The organism is [Mannheimia] succiniciproducens MBEL55E (genome assembly GCF_000007745.1).
Classification (GTDB): domain Bacteria; phylum Pseudomonadota; class Gammaproteobacteria; order Enterobacterales; family Pasteurellaceae; genus Basfia; species Basfia succiniciproducens.
This window is the reverse complement of the sequence record NC_006300.1, coordinates 1,337,899-1,353,660: the sequence shown is the minus strand read 5'-3', so window position 1 is coordinate 1,353,660 and position 15,762 is coordinate 1,337,899. Positions and strand designations below refer to the sequence as shown.

The following is a 15,762-nucleotide window of genomic DNA, read 5'->3' as shown; positions in this document are numbered from 1 at the left end:
TTCACCGCACTTTATAGATTATTCAATCCACTCAATCACATCTTCCGCCGGTTTACGATATTTTTTCGTAATTTCTCTGGCGCGGTAACCGAATGTCACCATGCAAGACACGCCGTATTCATCGGCATCAAATAAGCCTTCTTCCGCTAAAATACGGTTTACTTCCGCATAATTAAAGCCTTCAATCGGGCAGGAATCAATGCCGATCATCGCCGCACCGGTCATCATATTGGCTAACGCGATATAGGTTTGTTTGCTGCACCAATCAAATAAAGCGCGGTCACTTTCGAGTACCTTTATGTCATCGGTTTGGAAGGATTTATAGCGGGCAAGGGTAGCTTCCATTTGCTCCGGCGTTAAACCGCGTTTTTCCAAAGACGTACGGAAAAAATCGGAATCGTAACGGGCGTTTTTCTTGGCGAGAATAACCACTAAATGGCTCATTTCATCCATCGGATGTTTAATGCCCCAGGTTACCGGTTTGATTTTTTCACGAATAACCGGATTTTGCAGTACCACGAATTTCCAAGGTTCGGAACCGACGGAACTTGGCGACAAGCGGGCTAATTCTAAAATATAGTCCATGTCTGCTTTGCTGATTTTTTTCGCAGGGTCGTAGTAGCGGCAGGCGGAACGAAATTTAAACGCTTCAAGTACGTCTTGTTTGCTGATTGTCATAATATCCTCTCTGTTATTTAATTTGATCAAATGCATTTTGTAAATCGGCTAATAAATCTTCCGGATTTTCAATGCCGATTGATAAACGGATAAATCCCGGGGTGATATTGGCGGCTCGCATTTCTTCATCGCTCAATTGGCGGTGGGTCGAAGTTGCCGGGTGCAATGCGCAGCTGCGAATATCGGCAACGTGCACCTCACGGGAAATAATTTGTAATGAGTCGAGCCATTTCATCGCCGTTTGTTTATCGCCTTTTAATTCGAAAGAAAGTACGCCGCAAAGTCCGTTCGGCGTATATTTTTGTTTTAGCTCATAATCTTTGGAGCTTGCCAAACCGGGATAATCCACGCGCTCAACCATCGGATGTCGTTCCAATCATTCCGCTACCGCTTGTGCATTGGCGTAGTGCTGTTTCATACGCAGCGGTAAGGTTTCCATGCCTAAATTAAGTAAAAAACTGTTTTGCGGAGCCGGTGTCGCACCCAGATCGCGCATAAGCTGTACACGCGCTTTCACCGCATAGGCCGCTTTGCCGAAAGTCCGGGTATAAACCAAACCGTGATAAGTGATGTCCGGTTGGCTGAATTGGCGGAATTTTTCCTGCTCCCAATTAAAATTACCGCCGTCTATAATTGCTCCGCCTAATGCAACGGCATGACCATCTAAATATTTCGACGTACTATGCACAACGATATTGGCGCCATATTTAAAAGGGCGACAGAAATAAGGTGTGGCAAAAGTATTGTCAATAATTAAAGGCGCATTTGCCGCCTGTGCAAGCGCGGCAAATTTTTCAATATCCAGCACCCGTAAAGTCGGGTTCGAAATGGTTTCGCCGAATACCGCTTTTGTATTCGGACGAATCGCTTTTCTTAATTCATCCAAGTTATCGTCTTGATTAACAAAGGTGACTTCAACGCCCATTTTACGGAAAGTATGAGCGAACAGATTATATGTTCCGCCGTAAATATTTGTGGTTGAGATGAAGTGATCACCGGATTCAACTAAATTCATTAGCGCATAAAAAGTTGCCGCTTGTCCGGATGCGGTACAAAGTGCCGCCACACCGCCTTCCAATGCGGCAAGTTTTTCTTCCGCCGCATTGGTAGTCGGATTTGCCAAACGGGTATAGAAAAAGCCCGCTTCCTGCAAATCAAATAATTTACCGATAGATTCGGCGCTGTCATAAGTATAAGTGGTACTTTGCACAATAGGTTGGACGCGCGGCTCACCGTTTTTAGGGCTGTAACCTGCGTGTAGACATTGGGTTTCAAATTTCATCGTTATTTTCCTTTGTTGTATGTGGAATAAGTCTGTTAGTGCTATCGGAATAGGCAAAATTTCGCTCCCCCACGAAGCTGGGGGAGCTGTCACGTAGTGACTGAGGGGGGCAAATGAAAAAACTTTTTAAATTCTAACCGCACTTTTATCAGATTGTCATTCGCTTTAACAGCAAATTCCCCAAACAGGCAATATGTTCCGGCGAATCATTGAGTGCCGGAATATAATGATAACTTTCGCCTCCATAGGCGAGAAAAATCCGTTTGTTTTCTTCTTTAATTTCCTCAAGGGTTTCCAGACAATCCGCTGAAAAACCGGGGCAAATTACCGCAAGTTTAGTTATGCCTTGCTGTGCCGCGGTTTCTAAAAATTTATCCGTATAAGGTTGCAACCATGGCTCGGAACCGAAACGGGATTGAAAACAAAGCCGCCATTGCTCTTTCTTAAGCCCTAATTTTTGCACCACCGCTTGAGCGGTTTGTTCGCATTGCGGACGATAAAAATCACCTTCTTGTTCATAACGTTTTGGAATGCCATGGAAAGAAAAAAGCAAAAATTCGTCATTTTTTAACCGCACTTTTATACTTTTGACTAAGGCCTCAATATAATTTTCATCCAAATGATAAGAATGAATAAATTCAAAAGGTACAATATGGCGGTGGCGTTTTAAAGCTTGAGCAAACACATCAAAAACCGGTGCTGTTGTCGTGCTACTATATTGCGGGTATAGCGGCAGAACGATAATCTTATCTACTTTTTGCTCAATTAAATTATCTATCGCATATTGCATTGACGGATTCCCGTAAGTCATGCCGATCTCGATTATCACATTTTGCTGTCGTTGCTGAAAAAATTCGGTTAATAATGCCTTTTGCTTTTGCGTAATAGCAAATAGGGGCGAGCCTTGTTCCGTCCAAATCGCACCATAATTTTTCGCAATACGTCTGGAACGGATCGGCAAAATAATCCCATTGAGCAACGGCAGCCATTTCCAGCGGGGCAGATCCACCACGCGGGGATCACTCAGAAATTCTTTTAAATAACGGCTGATTGCTTTAGGCGAAGGCGTATCGGGCGTACCTAAATTAGCCAGTAAAATACCGGTTTTGCTACTTTTCATTTTTATTAATCACAGAAAGAGTAAGTCGGGAAGTACAACAAACTTTATTTTGTTCGTTACGAATATCTATTTGCCATACCTGCAATGTTTTGCCTAATTTTACCGGCGTTGCTCTTGCCGTTACCAGCCCGGAAGTAGCGGGGCGCAGATGGCTTGCATTAATTTCGGCGCCTACTGCGGCTTGCCCTTCTTGCAGACATAAATTACCGGCAATAGATCCTAAGGTTTCCGCCAATGCCACGGAAAGTCCGCCGTTTAATAAGCCGAAAGGCTGTTTGGTGCGCTGATCTACCGGCATGGTGGCTTCAATCCAATTTTCTTCTATTGCCGAAATCCGAATAGCTAAATGGGCGACAGAGCAGTGTTCACCTATTTGGTTTAATTCGCTTAAGGTATAGTCTTTTGTCCAGATTCCCATTCTTTCCTCATAAAATTATAAGCTTGCCAATACGATTTGTTCGGGGTCGATATATAACCAGCGCTTTTGGTTAACAGCGACATCGACGGTTTTTTCAATGGTGGCGCAGAATTCCGGATTTTCGCCGATAGATAAAATAATTTCTTTTTCACCGCCTTTATCGGAAACGGATCGAACTTCGGCTAAAAATTGGTTTTCTTTATCGACGGGTTCTTCAAGTTGGGTTTTGATCCAAGGCGCTTTTATCATCAACATCACTTCTTTGCCCGGAACTAAGCCCAAACGTACCGCACTTTTTTCGGTAATTGACGCCACTAAAGGCCGGTTTAATCCTTCAATTTGAATTGACACCATGCAGTGGCCGTTTTTAAGTTCAAGCTTTGTGACCTTGCCGAAAAATTGGTTACGGGCGCTGCTTTGTAATGAAAACCGGGCGGTGGCGGAAAGCGGATTATTTAACGGAATGCTTTCATCCTGCAGAATCTGAAAGGCTTTTTCTTGTGTTTTTTCAAGCAAATCATAGAGTTGCAAAAGGCGCCGGGCGTAATTGGTTAGTTGTGTACCACCACCGTTTTTACCGCCGATATTGCGTTCCAGCAATGGCTTCGGGCTAATGGCGTTCATGGCTTCCAGATGATCCCAGGCACTTTTGTAGCTTACTTTGGCGTTTTTTGCCGCTTGATTGATGGAGCCGCAATGGGCGATTTCTTTTAATAAACGGATACGTTTCGGGTCAACAAATAATCGTTGGTGTAATTTTATAGTAAGCAGAATTTCTGTGTTATCCATCGTATTTTATTCCGTTTGACTGAACCTTTTTAGGTATTTTAATAGAAAGTGAAATTTTAATGTAGCTTTTATTTTTTTGTTCATTATATAATTGGATAAATAGCGAAAACACATAGGAGTTAATCATGTCTAAAATCAAAAATATCTTTATCGGCTTAACGTTAAGTTGCGCCGTTTCTTTATTTGCGGAAGCTAAAGTTACGGTATTTGCCGCCGCCTCAATGACCAACGCTCTGGAAGAAGTCGCCTCGGATTATAAAAAAGTAAATCCTAATGAAGACATTGTGTTTTCTTTTGCCTCGTCTTCCGTACTGGCTCGCCAAATTACGGAAGGTGCGCCGGCAGATATTTTTATTTCCGCAGATCAGAAATGGATGGATTTTCTGGCGGAAAAAGATGAAATTGTCAAAGATTCACGTGTGGATTTAGTGGGCAATAAATTAGTTATGATTGCTCCCAGAACAAGCAAAATAGAAAAAGTTGATCTCACTAACGACAAATGGCAAACGGCATTAGATAAAACCTATTTATCCGTTGGTGATCCCGATCACGTGCCGGCGGGAATTTATGCAAAAACCGCGTTTACCTATTTAAATCAATGGGCGGCACTGGAAAATAAATTAGCCCGGGCTAAAAATGTGCGTGATGCCCTGCGTTTAGTGGAACAGGGCGAATCGCCTCTAGGCGTGGTGTATGCCACTGATGCGGCAATCAGCCAAAAAGTGAGAGTGGTGGCGATTTTCCCGGCAGAATCTCACCCGCCGGTGGAATATCCTGCGGCAATTGTCAAAAATAAAGATAATAAGGAAAGCAAAGCATTTTTTAATTATCTGAAATCCGACAAGGCGAAAACCGTATTTGAGAAATTTGGTTTTTCAGCTAAATAGATTTATCCGGATAATGGCTTTATTATGCGGCGTAAATTTAACGCCGCTTATTTTATAAAAATATCTTTTATGTTGAGCTCATTAATTAATTATTTTCAATTTTCACCGAATGAAATTAATGCCATTCGGCTAAGCATTAAAGTTGCCGTGGTTGCGATCTGTTGTAGTTTGCCTTTTGCTATTTTTGTCGCCTGGTTGCTGGCGCGGAAGAATTTCTGGGGAAAATCGCTGGTCAACGGTATTATCCATCTTCCTTTAGTGCTGCCGCCTGTGGTAATCGGTTATTTGCTGCTGATAAGCATGGGGCGCAACGGCATTATCGGACGCTATTTATTGCAATGGTTCGATTTCAGTTTTGGCTTCAGTTGGTACGGCGCCGCATTAGCTTCGGCGATTGTGGCTTTCCCTCTGGTCGTGCGCTCGATTCGGTTGGCGTTAGAAAGTGTTGATTTTAAATTAGAGCAAGCCGCCCGTACTCTTGGCGCTTCTTCATGGCGTGTTTTCTTTACCGTTACTTTGCCTTTGGCATTGGCCGGCGTATTAGCCGGCGTGATTCTCGGTTTTGCCCGTTCGCTGGGCGAATTCGGTTCAACCATCACTTTTGTATCGAATATCCCTAATGTTACTCAAACCATTCCGCTTGCCATGTATTCCTTTATTGAAACGCCGGGGGCGGAATCTTCGGCGGCAAGGCTTTGTATTGTCGCCATATTTATTTCATTAATTTCTTTATTATTATCCGAATGGCTCGCTAAACGTACACAAACAAAATTGGGGCAAATTGATGTTAGAAATTAATGTAAAAAAACGCCTGGGGCAGCTTGTCCTTAATGCGCGATTAACCATTCCCGGGCAAGGCATTACCGGTATTTTCGGGATTTCGGGTTCCGGTAAGTCTTCATTAATTAATCTGGTAAGCGGCTTGATTCATCCGGACGAAGGAAATATTCGTCTAAATGACCGCACTTTAATTGATACCGCAAATAACATCTGCCTTGCGCCTAATCAGCGCAATATCGGCTATGTTTTTCAAGACGCCCGTTTATTTCCGCATTACAGCGTAAAAGGCAATTTATGTTACGGAATCAAGCGGTTTAACCAACAGGAATTTAACCGAATAGTACGGCTATTAGGTATTGAGCATTTGCTGGCGCGTTATCCGCTCACGTTGTCTGGCGGCGAAAAACAGCGGGTGGCAATCGGACGGGCATTATTGAGCAACCCGGAAATGCTTTTAATGGATGAACCGCTGTCCGCTTTGGATTTGCCCCGCAAACGAGAACTGCTTGCTTATCTGGAAAAACTATCGCAGGAAATTAATATCCCGATTCTTTACGTAACGCACAGTCTCGACGAATTATTTCGCTTAGCGGATTTTGTTGTTCTATTGGATGAAGGAAAGGTTGCGGCATTTGATAGCTTGGAAAATTTATGGCAAAGCCCGTTATTCGAACCTTGGCAAGAACAAGGACAGAAAAGTGCGGTGCTTTCTTTGCCGATTTTAAACCATAATTTTTCCTATAAAATGACCGCACTTTTGCTTGGCGAACAACAATTATGGGTGAAACTACTTAACGGGGACGAAGGTAAAACCGTGAGAATTTGTATTCGCAGCACTGACGTATCAATTACGCTAACCGTCCCCGAAAAAACAAGTATCCGCAATATTTTATCCGGTAAAATCATTACACTTTTGCCGAAAGGTAACCAAGTAGATGTGAAAATAGCTTTAGGTAAAGATGAAATCTGGGCAAGCGTCAGCACATGGGCGGCGGAAGAATTACAGCTCCAAATCGGCCAATCGGTTTACGCACAAATCAAAGCGGTTTCGGTGATGTAAATTTACTGTTTGCGATCTGAGTTCCATTTTTCTAAAAGGAATTGTATATAAACTCAATCTTTTTTTACATTGATTACTCCAAACTTAAAATCGGAGTAACAATGGAATTAAAAGAATTTGCCCTAAAATTAAGGAAAAATCTCACGGAAGAAGAATCAATCCTTTGGTATCATTTACGAAAGAAACAACTAGCCGGCTTTCATTTTAGAAAACAGGCAGTTATTGCACCTTATGTTGTTGATTTTATTTGTTATAAAGCCAAATTGATTATTGAAATTGACGGTGAACAACATTTCCTGCCTTCAGCATTAGTTTACGATGAGAAACGAACTTTTTATTTAAAATCAAAAGGCTTCAGAGTTATTCGATTTACCAATTATGAAATCAAACGGGAATTAGATAGTGTGTTAGATAAAATTTGGTATGAGTTAACGGGCGAATTTTAATTTTCGAGTTTGTTTTCCCTTTGGTTACTGTTTTTTTTTTCAGTCACTGCATATTTTCCCCCCTCAGTCACTACGTGACAGCTCCCCCAGCTTCGTGGGGGAGCGAAAAGTTGTTCAATAAAAATGGGCTGGCTTCTTTGTGAAATTATCCTATTGTAAGTTTTTTCAAAGATGATAAAAAGGGCACAAGGCATAACCTGATATTACATCCACATTTTGCTCCCCCTTTATGGGGGGAGCTGTGACCGGAGAATTCAACTAAACAACCTTCATTTCGCTCCCCCACGAAGCCGGGGGAGCTGTCACGCAGTGACTGAGGGGGTAGGAATTTTTCCCCCTCCGCCTTTCAGGCACCACCCCCCGACTTTGCGGGGGAGGGAATGGGCTGAATGACATTAGCGCTATTGTAATAGGCAAAATATCGCTCCCCCACGAAGCTGGGGGAGCTGTCACGCAGTGACTGAGGGGGTAGGAATTTTTCCCCCTCCGCCTTTCAGGCACCTCCCCCGACTTTGCGGGGGAGGGAATGGGCTGAATGACATTAGTGCTATCGGAATAGGCAAAATATCGCTCCCCACGACTTTGCGGGGGAGGGAATGGGCTGAATGATATTAGTGCTATCGGAATAGGCAAAATATCGCTCCCCCACGAAGCTGGGGGAGCTGTCACGCAGTGACTGAGGGGGGACACAAGCAATTATTTAACTTTCTTCGCCAACATGGTCACAAACTTCATTTTATAACGATTGCCGTTTTTATCGGTTTTGTGTAATTCACCTATGTTTTCGTTATATTCCACAAACTCCCAGCCCTGATAATAATTTTTCAATTCGTTTTCGCCAAAAGTAAAAGCGAAAGGAATCGGGCAAGGCATATCCTCAGTGGACATCGCCGCAACAATTAAATTATAACCACCCGCATTCGTGTGTTTTTGCATATTATCAATAATCGCTGGTACGGCTTCCCGGTCTAAAAACATAAATACCACCGTAGAGAGAATAAGATCATAATTTTCTTGAATATTTGCATTGTTTATATCGTAAACTGCGGTCTGAATTTGCAGATTTTCTTTCGCGGCGCTATCGGCTAAAAAGGCAATACTGGCTGCATTATGATCCCAAGATGTCACATCATAGCCTTTCAGTGCCAAATAAAGCGAATTTCGTCCGTGACCGCAACCTAAATCCAGCACTTTACAGGGTGTAATTATTTTAGCGGTTTTCAGTACATCGCTGTGGGTTGCCGTCATATTATATTTTTTGCCGAAATAATCTTCTTTTGTGCAATAAAATTCCAAATAGCATTCTAAATCGTCGGAAAGCGCTTCAACTTTGTGCCATTGTTGCGGCTCAACAAAAGGGGTATCCGTATTAGCGGAGAAAATATGTTCGTTTACTATAGAGCCGTCTTCATTCAGCGTATAGAATTTTAATTTACCTTGTAAAACCGTTAATTTTCCCCAAGTGCCTGCTTTGGTATTGTGTTTTTCCTGAAACATTTTCGGCAGTGAATTTTTGTTCCACACAGGCATTTTTTTATAGCAAATAAGCTCGGATTTCATTATTTTTGTCCTTTAAATAACAATATAAAATAGTTGATAAATATAGTAGGTTATTTCATTAATCCATGCAAGCAGGGCAAATAAATAAAATAAAGGAAATCGTTTGCGTATTTTTTGTACGATTTTTGTCCAGCTTTTACGATTCAGCTAAATGCTATAAGTCGGTTGTTTATCTTGTTGATATATATAAGTTTTTGAATTATAAATGTATTTCAAAATTTGGAAAAGTTTCACATAAAACTGTGATCTGGGTCACTAATTTGTAATTTGATGAGAAAAACGCTATTGACGGATAAAATATTCTTTGGCAAGATCTTAAGCGCTTAGAGAGCAAGGTTTGACTTTTCATTTTCGAGAAAGTTCAATCTGAATAATAAACAAATTCTGAAAAGGAATTAAATTATGAAAAAGACATTAGTAGCATTAGCAGTAGCGGCAACAACAGCAGCTATGGCAGTTCCAGCAACAGCAGCAACCGTTTATGAACAAGACGGTGCTAAAGTAGAATTAAGCGGTTCATTCCGCGCATTTTTAGGTCGTGTTGGTGATGACAACCGCGGCGACTTAAAAAATGACGGTTCACGTGTTTATGTTAAAGCAAGCCAAGATTTAGGTAACGGCTTATCAGCATTTGCCGGCTATCAAATCCGTTTCGAAGAAGAAGCGTATAAAACAGCACAACGTGGTTCAGACAGTGATTTTGGTGATCCGACAACTCGTGAATTATATGCAGGTATTAAACATGTAGATATCGGTGCGTTAAGCTTCGGTCGTCAAAATACTAACTCTGATGACTTCTTAGATGATGCCGCATATTATACAAGTGCTTCATTAAGTCCGTTAACAACTCGTTCCGATAAATCTGTAAAATTCAAATCAGCGGAATGGAACGGATTTAGCTTCGGTTTAGATTACCTATTCGGTGATTCTGATAAACTAGATGTTACAAATGATGGTAACTATAAAAATGGTTATGCCGCGGTTTTATTCTATCACAATGCAATTGGTGAACATGCTTACAACTTAAAAGCATTATATAGCCAAGACCGTTATGAAGGTTTCGGTTCTGAAACCGGCGTGAAGAAAACTCAATGGGGTTTACACGCAGGATATAACTATGGTCCGTTCGATGCAGCTTTAAGTTATGTTAACTATCGTACTAAATTTGAAACAGGTTACTTTGGTACAGTAGGTCAAGTAAGCTTAGCGAGAGAGGCAGGTATTATTGGCGATGCTAAAGGTAATTATATCTTATTAGACGCAGGTTATCGTATTATCCCTGAATCACGTTTATATGTTGAATGGGAACGTTTAGATGCTAAAGCGGATGATGCCGATTATACTGCAGCGATTCGAAATCAATATACAGCCGGTATCGACTATAGATTACATAAAAATGTAGTGCCTTACATTGAATATGCACATACACGTACTAAATTTGCAAATGCAGAAACCGAAAAAGACAACACATTCGGTGTAGGTTTACGTGTATTCTTCTAATCTTTAGGTTAGATATTACTGATAAAGCCCGGGCATTGCCCGGGCTTTGTTTTTTCTATTTTCCAGTAATATAAATTTTCACGGAATAATTTTAACGGGCGCCATGCTTGGCATCACAACAAATCAAATGTTGTGCTGCAATTATCGGATAATAAAAGCCTTCCAACTACAAAATAATAATGATTTAGATGTTTGTAACATTTCAATTTTAAAAATTGATCTAGATCGTACTTTTTCGTAACAAATGATTATTTCTTCGGCAGAATTTAGAATTTTTGCTATCTTTTTCTCAAAAAATTTAATAAAATTTACTTGATTTGTTAAAAAAATGTAAAGTCTTAATTTGACTATGCATTTTAAAAATTTAATTGAGTTTTTTGTCCTTTTGCACATGGTTTAATCTAAATTATTTGGTTAATATAAATAAGGTCAAAATTATCTCAAGCTCCAAGCCGTGTTTAGATTTGCCTTTGGGTTGTTATTGAAGGTGAATAAACATAACTATTAACTAACTTAAAAGGAAAAGACTATGTCACAAATGATTAATGACGTAGATCCAATCGAAACCAGTGATTGGTTATTGGCGATCGATTCTATTATTCGTGAAGAAGGTGTAGAAAGAGCTCAGTTTATTATTGAAGAGTTAATGCAACACGCTCGCAGCAAATCCGTTGCTCTGCCAACGGGTGCGACGACAGAATATGTGAATACGATTCCGCCTTCAGAGCAACCTCCGTATCCTGGTAACCTTTCTATCGAACGTCGTGTCCGCTCAGCAATTCGCTGGAATGCTTTAATGATGGTTTTACGTGCGCAGAAAAAAGACCTCGAATTAGGCGGTCATATTTCAACTTATCAATCTGCGGCAAGTATTTATGAAGTTTGCTTCAATCATTTCTTTAAAGCCGCAACCGAGAAAAACGGTGGTGACCTAGTCTTTTTCCAAGGCCATGCCGCGCCGGGTATTTATGCTCGAGCTTTTGTTGAAGGCCGCATTTCTCAGGAACAAATGGATAATTTCCGTCAGGAAGCGAAAGCTAACGGGCTTTCTTCTTATCCACATCCTAAATTAATGCCTGATTTCTGGCAATTCTCAACAGTATCTATGGGTTTAGGCCCTGTTAATGCCATTTATAATGCGCGTTTCTTAAAATATTTAAATAACCGCGGCTTAAAAGATACGACGGATCAAACCGTTTATGCATTCTTAGGCGACGGCGAAATGGATGAAATCGAGTCAAAAGGCGCGTTAACCTTAGCCGCTCGCGAAGGTTTGGATAACTTAATTTTCGTTATCAGCTGTAACTTACAACGTTTAGACGGTCCGGTTAACGGTAACGGTAAAATCGTTCAGGAATTAGAAGGTTTATTCTTCGGTGCCGGTTGGGAAGTAATTAAAGTCATGTGGGCGACCGGCTGGGATAAGTTATTTGCAAAAGACACTTCAGGTAAATTAACGAAGTTAATGATGGAAGTTGTGGACGGTGATTATTTAACCTTCAAATCAAAAAACGGCGCTTATATTCGTGAACATTTCTTCGGTCGTTATCCTGAAACCGCCGCATTAGTTGCGGATATGACAGATGATGAAATCTGGGCGTTACGTCGTGGCGGTCATGATACGGAAAAAATGTTTGCCGCACTTGCCCGCGCGAAAAAATCCGATAAACCGGTAGTTATTTTAGCGCAAATGGTAAAAGGTTATAAAATTCCTGAAGCGGAAAGTAAAAATACTGCGCACCAAACTAAAAAAATGTCTCACGCAAGCCTTAAGAGCTTCCGTAACCACTTTGATCTTCCGCTTACTGATGAGCAAATTGATAATTATGAATATATTACTTTTGCGCCGGATTCGGAAGAAAGCAAATATTTACATGAACGCCGTGCCGCATTAAACGGTTATGTACCGGCTCGTCTGCCTAAATTTACGACTGAGTTTAAAGTACCCGCATTAGAAGATTTCTCTCAATTATTAGAAGAGCAACCTCGTGCGATTTCAACCACAATGGCGTTTGTTCGCGTATTAAATACCTTATTGAAAAATAAAGATATCGGTAAACAAATTGTGCCGATCATTGCCGACGAAGCTCGGACTTTCGGTATGGAAGGTTTATTCCGTCAAGTGGGTATCTATAATCCGCACGGTCAAAACTATGTACCTTCGGATAAAGAATTAGTGGCTTACTATCGCGAAGCGAAAGACGGTCAGGTATTGCAAGAAGGTATCAATGAGTTAGGTGCGACCGCTTCTTGGTTAGCGGCAGCAACCTCTTACTCTGTAAATAATTTACCGATGATCCCATTCTTCATTTATTACTCAATGTTTGGTTTCCAACGTGTGGGCGATATGATGTGGGCAGCAGGCGACCAATTAGCGCGCGGTTTCATGATCGGCGGTACTTCCGGTCGTACTACCTTAAACGGTGAAGGCTTACAACATGAGGACGGTCATAGCCATATTCAAGCCGGCGTTATTCCTAACTGCGTATCTTATGACCCGGCATTCGCTTTCGAAGTTGCGGTAATTATGCAGGACGGTATTAACCGTATGTATGGTGAAAAACAAGAAGACGTGTTCTATTACATCACCACATTAAACGAAACTTATGATCAGCCGGCAATGCCTGCAGGTGTTGAAGATGGTATCCGCAAAGGTATCTATAAATTCGAAACCGTAGGTAAAGGCGAAGCGGCAATCCAATTGATGGGTTCCGGTGCGATTTTACGTCACGTTCGTCAAGCGGCTCAAATTCTTGCCGATGACTATGGTATCGCTTCCGATGTATTCAGTGTGCCTTCATTTACTGAAGTGGCGCGTGAAGGTGCCGATGTGGCTCGTTGGAATTTATTACATCCGACAGAAACACAACGTGTTCCTTATATTGCGCAAGTAATGAGCGATAAACCTGCGGTTGCCGCAACCGACTACATGAAACTTTATGCGGAACAGGTTCGTGCGTTTATTCCCGCACAAAGCTATCACGTGTTGGGTACTGACGGTTTCGGCCGTTCGGACAGCCGTGAAAACTTGCGTGAACACTTTGAAGTGGATGCGCATTATGTCGTGGTTGCCGCATTAAACGAATTAGCAAAACAAGGCAAACTGGAAAAACAAGTTGTTGCCGATGCTATTGCGAAATTCGGTTTAGATGTAGATCGTATTAACCCGTTATACGCATAATTATAGATGGTAGGGTGGGCTTGTAAGCCCACCAAAGTGCGGTCAAAAAACTCATATTTTTAATTTGATCGACACATCAAATTTTATGGTGGGCAAACATGCCCACCTTACGAAGGATGATAAATATGTCAAAACAAATTCAAATTCCAGATATTGGTGCTGATGAAGTTACCGTTACCGAAGTAATGGTGAAAGTTGGTGATACAGTTACAGAAGAACAATCAATCATCAATGTTGAAGGCGACAAAGCCTCAATGGAAGTGCCGTCTCCGGAAGCGGGCGTAGTAAAAGAAATTTTAGTGAAAGTAGGTGACAAGGTTACAACCGGTTCACCTATGTTTGTTTTAGAATCAGCGGATTCCGCACCTGCCTCTGCACCTCAAGCGGCGGCGGTAGCGCCTGCGGCGGCACCAACTACAAGCGCTGTGATCGAAATTCATGTGCCTGATATCGGTTCCGACGAAGTAAATGTTACCGAGATTATGGTTAAAGTCGGCGACAGCGTTGCGGAAGAACAATCAATCATCAATGTTGAAGGCGATAAAGCCTCAATGGAAGTGCCGGCTCCACAAGCGGGTGTGGTAAAAGAAATTTTAATCAAAGAAGGCGATAAGGTTTCTACCGGTTCGCTTATCATGAAATTTGAAGTAGCGGGCGGTGCGCCGGCGGCTGAAACACCTGCGACCACTGTTCAAGCGGCTCCGGCGGTAAGTGCCGTTCAGGATGTAAATGTACCGGATATCGGCGGTGACGAAGTGAATGTTACCGAGATTATGGTTAAAGCCGGTGACAGCGTTGCGGAAGAACAGTCATTAATTACGGTGGAAGGCGACAAAGCGTCAATGGAAGTGCCTGCGCCGTTTGCCGGCGTGGTAAAAGAAATTTTGGTGAAATCCGGTGATAAGGTTTCTACCGGTTCATTGATTATGCGTTTTGAAGTGGCAGGTAGCGCGCCTGCAGTTCAAGCGGCGGCACCGGCTCAAGCGGCACCGGCTCCAGTGGCACCTGCGCCACAAGCGGCTCCGGCACAATCTCTTGCTCCTGTGAATCAGGATTCAATTGCGACTAGCGCAAGCTATGCGCATGCAACGCCGGTTGTTCGTCGTTTAGCCCGTGAATTCGGCGTAAATCTGGATAAAGTAAAAGGTACGGGGCGTAAAGGTCGTATCTTAAAAGAAGACGTTCAGGAATATGTGAAAAACGCGCTTAAAGCTCTTGAAAGCGGTGCGACTGCATCAACCGGTGCGGCAAGCGGTGCCGGCTTAGGTTTATTACCATGGCCGAAAGTTGATTTCAGTAAATTCGGTGAAGTGGAAGAAATTGAATTAACCCGTATTAATAAAATTTCAGGCGCGAATTTACACCGTAACTGGGTGATGATTCCTCATGTTACCCATTTTGATCGTGCGGATATCACCGATTTAGAAGCATTCCGTAAAGAACAAAATGTGTTAGCGGAAAAACAAAAACTGGGTGTGAAAATTACTCCGGTGGTATTTATTATGAAAGCGGCGGCGAAAGCATTAGAAGCCTATCCGCGTTTCAACAGCTCGATTTCCGAAGACGGTCAACGATTAACATTGAAAAAATATGTAAACATCGGTGTTGCCGTGGATACGCCAAACGGCTTAGTGGTGCCTGTATTTAAAGACGTGAACAAAAAAGGCATTATCGAACTTTCCCGCGAATTAATGGAAGTGTCGAAAAAAGCCCGTGACGGTAAATTAACCGCATCGGATATGCAAGGCGGCTGTTTTACCATTTCAAGTATCGGCGGTTTGGGTACAACCCACTTCGCACCGATTGTAAATGCGCCGGAAGTAGCGATTTTAGGCGTATCTAAATCCGAAATGGCGCCTGTATGGAACGGCAAAGAGTTCATGCCTCGCTTAATGTTGCCGTTATCGTTATCTTTCGACCACCGTGTAATTGACGGTGCGGACGGTGCGCGTTTTATTAGTTATATTAATGGTGTATTATCCGATTTACGTCGTCTAGTGATGTAGTCGAATGAGAAAAGTGCGGTGGAAATTTTCAAAATTTTGACCGCACTTGCAGATT

The 15,762-nt window shown here is 42.1% G+C and carries 12 protein-coding genes and 1 pseudogene; 7 read left to right on the top strand and 6 right to left on the bottom strand.

All coding sequences use genetic code 11. The features are described from left to right. Window positions 1-18: 18 nt before the first annotated feature. The 5 genes and pseudogenes from MS_RS06180 to MS_RS06160 all read right to left on the bottom strand — a co-directional run bounded on the left by MS_RS06180 (window position 19) and on the right by MS_RS06160 (window position 4,287). On the bottom strand, window positions 19-681 hold the full coding sequence (locus MS_RS06180; protein ID WP_193329818.1) for an NAD(P)H-dependent oxidoreductase: 663 nt from the start codon (window positions 679-681) through the stop codon (window positions 19-21). 10 nt (window positions 682-691) lie between these two features. Further along, window positions 692-1,960: pseudogene (locus MS_RS06175) on the bottom strand (O-acetylhomoserine aminocarboxypropyltransferase/cysteine synthase family protein). A 148-nt stretch (window positions 1,961-2,108) separates the two neighbouring features. Continuing rightward, window positions 2,109-3,080, bottom strand: coding sequence for a ferrochelatase (hemH, locus tag MS_RS06170; protein ID WP_011200520.1), 972 nt, complete (start codon window positions 3,078-3,080; stop codon window positions 2,109-2,111). Continuing rightward, window positions 3,070-3,498, bottom strand: coding sequence for a hotdog fold thioesterase (locus MS_RS06165; protein ID WP_011200519.1), 429 nt, complete (start codon window positions 3,496-3,498; stop codon window positions 3,070-3,072). Before MS_RS06165 ends, hemH begins: the two co-directional genes overlap by 11 nt. A gap of 15 nt (window positions 3,499-3,513) precedes the next feature. Continuing rightward, the gene (locus tag MS_RS06160; RefSeq protein ID WP_011200518.1) at window positions 3,514-4,287 is read right to left on the bottom strand and encodes a TOBE domain-containing protein; all 774 of its coding nucleotides are present in this window, start codon (window positions 4,285-4,287) and stop codon (window positions 3,514-3,516) included. Window positions 4,288-4,412: 125 nt separating this feature from the next. Here MS_RS06160 and modA point away from each other — a divergent pair, with 125 nt between their 5' ends. The 4 genes from modA (at window position 4,413) to MS_RS06140 (ending at window position 7,460) form a co-directional block, all read left to right on the top strand. Then, window positions 4,413-5,174: a molybdate ABC transporter substrate-binding protein gene (modA, locus tag MS_RS06155; protein WP_011200516.1), complete on the top strand. Its 762-nt coding sequence runs from the start codon at window positions 4,413-4,415 to the stop codon at window positions 5,172-5,174. Between the two features lie 69 nt (window positions 5,175-5,243). Further along, complete coding sequence (gene modB / locus MS_RS06150) at window positions 5,244-5,972, top strand: molybdate ABC transporter permease subunit (RefSeq protein WP_041640204.1); 729 nt, start codon at window positions 5,244-5,246, stop codon at window positions 5,970-5,972. Continuing rightward, window positions 5,959-7,014 carry a molybdenum ABC transporter ATP-binding protein ModC gene (modC, locus tag MS_RS06145; protein ID WP_041639797.1) on the top strand — a complete coding sequence of 352 codons (1,056 nt, stop codon included), beginning with the start codon at window positions 5,959-5,961 and terminating at the stop codon, window positions 7,012-7,014. The genes modB and modC overlap by 14 nt, the downstream gene beginning before the upstream one ends. A gap of 101 nt (window positions 7,015-7,115) precedes the next feature. Then, window positions 7,116-7,460 carry an endonuclease domain-containing protein gene (locus MS_RS06140; protein ID WP_041639796.1) on the top strand — a complete coding sequence of 115 codons (345 nt, stop codon included), beginning with the start codon at window positions 7,116-7,118 and terminating at the stop codon, window positions 7,458-7,460. Window positions 7,461-8,156: 696 nt separating this feature from the next. On the opposite strand, the gene tehB is transcribed toward MS_RS06140, so the two are convergent. Continuing rightward, complete coding sequence (gene tehB, locus MS_RS06130; RefSeq protein ID WP_011200512.1) at window positions 8,157-9,020, bottom strand: SAM-dependent methyltransferase TehB; 864 nt, start codon at window positions 9,018-9,020, stop codon at window positions 8,157-8,159. Between the two features lie 402 nt (window positions 9,021-9,422). Between tehB and MS_RS06125 the strand changes: the two genes are divergently transcribed. The 3 genes from MS_RS06125 to aceF all read left to right on the top strand — a co-directional run bounded on the left by MS_RS06125 (window position 9,423) and on the right by aceF (window position 15,707). After that, window positions 9,423-10,520, top strand: a complete 1,098-nt coding sequence (locus MS_RS06125; protein ID WP_011200511.1) for a porin — start codon at window positions 9,423-9,425, stop codon at window positions 10,518-10,520. 529 nt (window positions 10,521-11,049) lie between these two features. Then, entirely contained in the window at window positions 11,050-13,701 is a 2,652-nt protein-coding gene (aceE, locus tag MS_RS06120) for a pyruvate dehydrogenase (acetyl-transferring), homodimeric type (protein WP_011200510.1), read from the top strand. 125 nt (window positions 13,702-13,826) lie between these two features. After that, on the top strand, window positions 13,827-15,707 hold the full coding sequence (gene aceF, locus MS_RS06115; RefSeq protein WP_011200509.1) for a pyruvate dehydrogenase complex dihydrolipoyllysine-residue acetyltransferase: 1,881 nt from the start codon (window positions 13,827-13,829) through the stop codon (window positions 15,705-15,707). Window positions 15,708-15,762: the final 55 nt, after the last annotated feature.

Coding starts and splice junctions, on each gene's coding strand:
- modC (WP_041639797.1), top strand. CDS start 5,959: ATGTTAGAAATTAATGTAAAAAAACGCCTGGGGCAGCTTGTCCTTAAT.
- modA (WP_011200516.1), top strand. CDS start 4,413: ATGTCTAAAATCAAAAATATCTTTATCGGCTTAACGTTAAGTTGCGCC.
- MS_RS06140 (WP_041639796.1), top strand. CDS start 7,116: ATGGAATTAAAAGAATTTGCCCTAAAATTAAGGAAAAATCTCACGGAA.
- aceE (WP_011200510.1), top strand. CDS start 11,050: ATGTCACAAATGATTAATGACGTAGATCCAATCGAAACCAGTGATTGG.
- MS_RS06165 (WP_011200519.1), bottom strand. CDS start 3,498: ATGGGAATCTGGACAAAAGACTATACCTTAAGCGAATTAAACCAAATA.
- modB (WP_041640204.1), top strand. CDS start 5,244: ATGTTGAGCTCATTAATTAATTATTTTCAATTTTCACCGAATGAAATT.
- tehB (WP_011200512.1), bottom strand. CDS start 9,020: ATGAAATCCGAGCTTATTTGCTATAAAAAAATGCCTGTGTGGAACAAA.
- MS_RS06125 (WP_011200511.1), top strand. CDS start 9,423: ATGAAAAAGACATTAGTAGCATTAGCAGTAGCGGCAACAACAGCAGCT.
- aceF (WP_011200509.1), top strand. CDS start 13,827: ATGTCAAAACAAATTCAAATTCCAGATATTGGTGCTGATGAAGTTACC.
- MS_RS06160 (WP_011200518.1), bottom strand. CDS start 4,287: ATGGATAACACAGAAATTCTGCTTACTATAAAATTACACCAACGATTA.
- hemH (WP_011200520.1), bottom strand. CDS start 3,080: ATGAAAAGTAGCAAAACCGGTATTTTACTGGCTAATTTAGGTACGCCC.